The organism is Moorena sp. (assembly GCF_982860115.1).
The window spans coordinates 1-5,042 of record NZ_CEYLVT010000359.1; the positions used below are offsets into that span (position 1 = coordinate 1).

A 5,042-nucleotide genomic window follows, 5' to 3' on the forward strand; every position below is an offset into this window, starting at 1 on the left:
GCTATCTCAACCGTCCCGAATTAACAGAGCAAAAGTTTATCCCTAATCCCTTTAGTAATGAACCTGGTTCTCGCCTCTACAAAACTGGGGATTTAGCTCGTTATTTACCCGATGGAAATATTGAATATCTCGGACGTATTGATCATCAAGTAAAAATCCGAGGTTTCCGGATCGAACTCGGAGAAATTGAAGCAACACTTGCCCAACATTCCAACGTGCGAGAAGCTGTAGTCATTGCCCGCGAAGACATTCCAGGAGACAAACGGCTTGTTGCTTATTTAATTACCAATGACGCCAAAACTACGATCAATGATTTGCGTTTTTTCCTCAAGACTAAGCTACCCGAGTACATGATTCCTGCTGCTTTTGTCTTTCTCGAATCAATGCCTCTAACTCCTAATGGTAAAGTCAACCGTCGTACCTTGCCAATCCCTGATGCTTCAAGTTTACTTAGAGAAAGCAGTTTTGTTGCTCCCCGCGACTCTCTGGAATTACAACTAGCCCAAATTTGGTCAGAGATTCTCGGTGTTTCTGGCATCGGAGTCCGAGACAACTTCTTTGACCTCGGTGGTCATTCTCTGTTAGCAGTGCGTCTGATGGCTGAGATTGAGAAACAATTTGGCAAAAATCTATCTTTAGCCGCCCTTTTCCAAGGCGCTACCCTAGAACAATTAGCCATTCTACTGCGCCAAAAAACTCATACTCACTCTTGGTCTGGCTTAGTTGCCATTCAACCCCTTGGAAACCACCCACCGTTCTTCTGTATGCCTGGTTCCGGTGGCAATGTGGTCTACTTCCACCAACTCGCCCGTCATCTAGGTAATGACCAACCCTTTTATGCTTTGCAACCTCCATCCTTAGATGGGGTGTCGGAACCCTTCAGGTCTGTTGAAGAAGTAGCTGCCTACTACCTCAAAGCCATCCAATCCCTTCAACCCTCTGGTCCGTACTTCCTCGGCGGTCACTCCTTTGGGGTTCTGGTTGCCTTTGAAATGGCACAACAACTACTACAGTTGGGAGAAACCGTCGCCCTCCTAGCCCTATTTGACCTTCCCGCCCGACTTCCTGGTAGCGCCCCAAAACAGCTAGATTGGGATGATACCCGATGGTTGACTAATATTGCCTATATCCTAGAAATGTTATCTGGGAAAAATCTAGAGATTTCTTATGAATCCCTAAAACCTCTTACTCCCGAAGCACAATTAAACTATCTCAAACAACAGATGGAAAGCGTCAATCTGTTGCCCCCTAATTCAGGAATCGACCGAGTGCGTGGCATTGTCCAAACTATTAAAGCTGACGAATTGGCTTTTATGAGTTATCTCCCACAAGGAGGTTATCCTGGTCCGATTACCCTGTTCCGCACCAGCGAAGTTTATCAGGATAAATTGGGAATGCTTGGTAAAATTACCAGCGATCCAACTTGGGGTTGGAATCAGCTTTCTACTCAACCTGTAGAGGTTCATGTGATTCCTGGAAATCATACCACTATGTTGAGTGAACCTCACGTTCAGGTATTAGCTGAATTGTTGAAACTTTGCTACCAACAAAGCTCCCCTGATTTTCAATTGTAGTTACGTCTTGAAAAGATAAAACCAAACCTATGAAAATTAAAATTATTATTCCCATAAATAACAGCGATTTTAACGATGAAATTGCCCAAGCCGTTGAACCCGTCCTGACAACTGATATGACGGTAGATGTGGAAAATATTTCAGAGGGGACTCGTTCAATTGAAAGTCGTTATGATTCAGAAATCAATGCCCCTTATGTGATTGCACAAGCGGTGAAAGCCGAACGAGATGGCTTTGACGGGATTTTTGTATCGGACATGGATTACTGTGGAGTTGAAACAGCTCGAGAGGTCATTGACATTCCAATTGTTGGAGGGTTCCGACCCAGCGCCTATACAGCAATGATGCTTGCTCAAAGGTTCTCAATTATTACTATTGTGAATTCAGTTGTAGCAATGCAACGGGAGCATATCAGGAAGTTTGGGATTTCCCCCAATTTTGCTTCCATTCGTTCCGTGCATCTTCCGGTTTTGAGCTTACATGACAAGCAAGTTGCCGTAGAAAAAGTCTATGCCGAAAGTGTCAAAGCGATTGATGAAGATGGTGCTCATGCAATAATTTTTGGTTGCACTGGCTTTTTAAATATCGCTGATGCTGTTGCTCAACGTCTAGCTGAAGTGGGAAGAGGAGTACCTGTTGTCGATCCAAATCGCGTCGCTATTTCATTTTTGGAGTTGTTGATTCGGAATAAGCTTTCCCAGAGTCGGTTAACTTATTACAAGCAAAATTACTGGGAAAAACATGACTAATATATTTATTTCTATTCTATTACCTGTTCCCTGTTCCCTGTTCCCTGTTCCCTAAAACAATCAATGGAAAATCCAGAAATTCGTTATACTTATCCGATGTCAGAGGCGCAAAAATGGTTATGTTTTATCCACAAAATCGCCCCTGATCATACCGCTTACAACGAGTATAATGCGGTCAAAATCAATTCACATTTAGACATAGAAACCTGGAAAGCAACATGGCAAAAAATCGTAGAACGCCATGCAATTTTACGAACCACATATGGAACGGATAAAGAGGGCGAACCTGTGCAAATTGTTCATCCGACGATGAATGTTCCGATGCAGGTGATTGATGCTAAGGATTGGAGTGAAGAACAGTTAAAGCAAGAAATTTTAGCCTGTGCAGATGTTCTCTATGATTTAGAAAAAGACCCCATTATCCGATTATATTTGTTTCAGCGTTCCGCAACGGAATGGGTTCAACTGTTTACGATTCACCAGATTGCTAGTGATAGTTTTACCAAAGATTTATTTTTAAAAGAATTCCAACAATTATATGGGGGGATTCCAGTTAAAGAACCTTTAGCTTATACCGATTTTGTCAATTGGGAATCAGAAATGCTGAAGTCACCTTGGGGAGAAACGCTTTGGCAATATTGGGAAAAACAATTAGGGGGTGAGTTGCCAATTTTAGATTTACCAACGGATCTACCGCGCCCCAGTGTCGTTACTTATCGCAGTGATTCTCATGAATTCAAACTCAATCAAGAATTGGTATCGCGTCTGAAACAACTACAATCCGATAGTATTAGTCTGTTTAAAATTGCCTTGAGTGCCTTTTATGTGCTGTTATATCGCTACACAAATCAGACCGATATTATTGTCAATATTCCCACGGAAAATCGACTGGGTAAAAAAGAGTTTAAAGATGTAGCGGGCTATTTGGCAAGCTTAGTTGTTGTGCCAGTAAATCTGGAGGGAAATACTACTTTTAAGGAATTGCTGATTCAAGTCGCTCATACGGTTGACCAAGCCCTGAAACATGAAGCTTACAATTATCCCTTGAGTCAATTGGTCAAGCAGTTGAAACTAAAAAGTAATTTCCGTCATCCTCTGGTTTCTTCTGTCATGTTTAATTGGCGAAAATTAGGATGGTATGATACAGAGTTTCAAGAGGGATTACTTCAAATTGAGCCTTATCTGTTGGAAGAACAACGTGGCGCTCCCTATGACCTCTCGGTAGAAATGATTGAAGTGGGTGATGAGTTGAATGTTCGATGGAATTATAATAGTGATTTATTTAATTCTGAAACTATAGACCGGATTGCGAGGCATTACCTGACCTTGTTAGAGGGGATTGTAGCCAATCCAGAAACACCCATTTTTAAATTACCGTTGTTGACTGAATCCGAACGTCATCAGTTATTAATTGAGTGGAATAATACTCAGGTTTACTATCCCAAGGATAAGTGCATTCATCAGTTGTTTGAGGAACAGGTGGAAAAAACACCGGATGCAGTGGCGGTGGTGTTTGAAAACCGACAATTAACCTATCGGGATTTAAATTGTCGGGCGAATCAATTAGCACATTATTTACAATCGGAGGGAGTCGGACCAGAAGTTTTGGTGGGGATATGTGTTGAACGTTCTCTTGAGATGGTGGTGGGATTGTTGGGCATTATCAAAGCCGGTGGGGCTTATGTTCCCATTGACCCGACTTATCCCAGCGAGCGGATTTCCTATATGCTGGAAAACTCTCAAGCTTCAGTGCTATTAACTCAAAAAAACTTGGTAGCTGGATTACCGGAAATAAGAGCGCAAATCATTTGTTTAGATGCTGACTGGAATCTAGTTAGTCAACAAACTGACTTAAATCCCAACTGTACTGCTTCTGAGGAAAACTTGGCTTATGTAATCTATACTTCCGGTTCTACAGGTAAGCCTAAAGGTGTAGCAATGAAGCACCTGGCCTTGAGGAATCTGATTTTGTGGCAACGGTCAAACACAACAGTTTCAACCAGGGCAAAAACCCTGCAATTTGTCCCAATTAGCTTTGATGTCTCTTTTCTAGAAATATTTTCAACCTGGTGTGGGGGTGGAACCTTGGTCTTAATCTCAGAAGAACTGCGACGAGACCTTGTTGCTTTACTACATTTGGTAAGAGCAAAACAAGTAGAAAGACTGTTTCTTCCTTTTGTTGCTTTACAGCAGTTAGCAGAGACCGCTCAAACTTTGGGATTGATTCCCACCAGTCTGCGGGAAGTAATAACAGCAGGGGAACAGTTGCAAATTACTCCAGCGATCGCAAGCTTTTTCTCCCAGCTAAAAGATTGTTCCCTTCATAATCAATATGGACCATCAGAAACTCATGTTGTAGTTACAGTATTTACCTTAACCGGTTCTACTGACACTTGGCCAGCACTACCACCTATTGGTCGTCCCATTGCTAACATTCAGATTTACCTATTAGATCAATTCGCACAACCTGTACCTGTGGGAATTCCTGGTGAGTTGTATATCGGGGGAGTTTCCCTAGCTAAAGGTTATCTCAACCGTCCCGAATTGACAGAGCAAAAGTTTATCCCTAACCCGTTTAGCAATAAACCAGGTTCTCGCCTCTATAAAACTGGGGATTTAGCCCGTTATTTACCCGATGGAAATATCGAATATCTCGGTCGGATCGATAATCAGGTCAAGGTGCGGGGTTTCCGGATCGAACTTGGAGAAATTGAAGTAA

General features: G+C 42.3%; 3 protein-coding genes. All 3 read left to right on the top strand.

Annotated elements, in window-relative coordinates; genetic code table 11:
* A partial coding sequence (locus AC4II3_RS31170) for a thioesterase domain-containing protein (RefSeq protein WP_488016597.1) occupies window positions 1–1,574 on the top strand: 1,574 nt, incomplete at its 5' end.
* Between the two features lie 29 nt (window positions 1,575–1,603).
* A complete protein-coding gene (locus AC4II3_RS31175) occupies window positions 1,604–2,323 on the top strand; it encodes an aspartate/glutamate racemase family protein (RefSeq protein ID WP_488016595.1) in 720 nt (239 codons plus the stop codon).
* A gap of 63 nt (window positions 2,324–2,386) precedes the next feature.
* Window positions 2,387–5,042: non-ribosomal peptide synthetase (locus AC4II3_RS31180; protein WP_488029790.1), on the top strand; the 2,656-nt coding region annotated here is incomplete at its 3' end.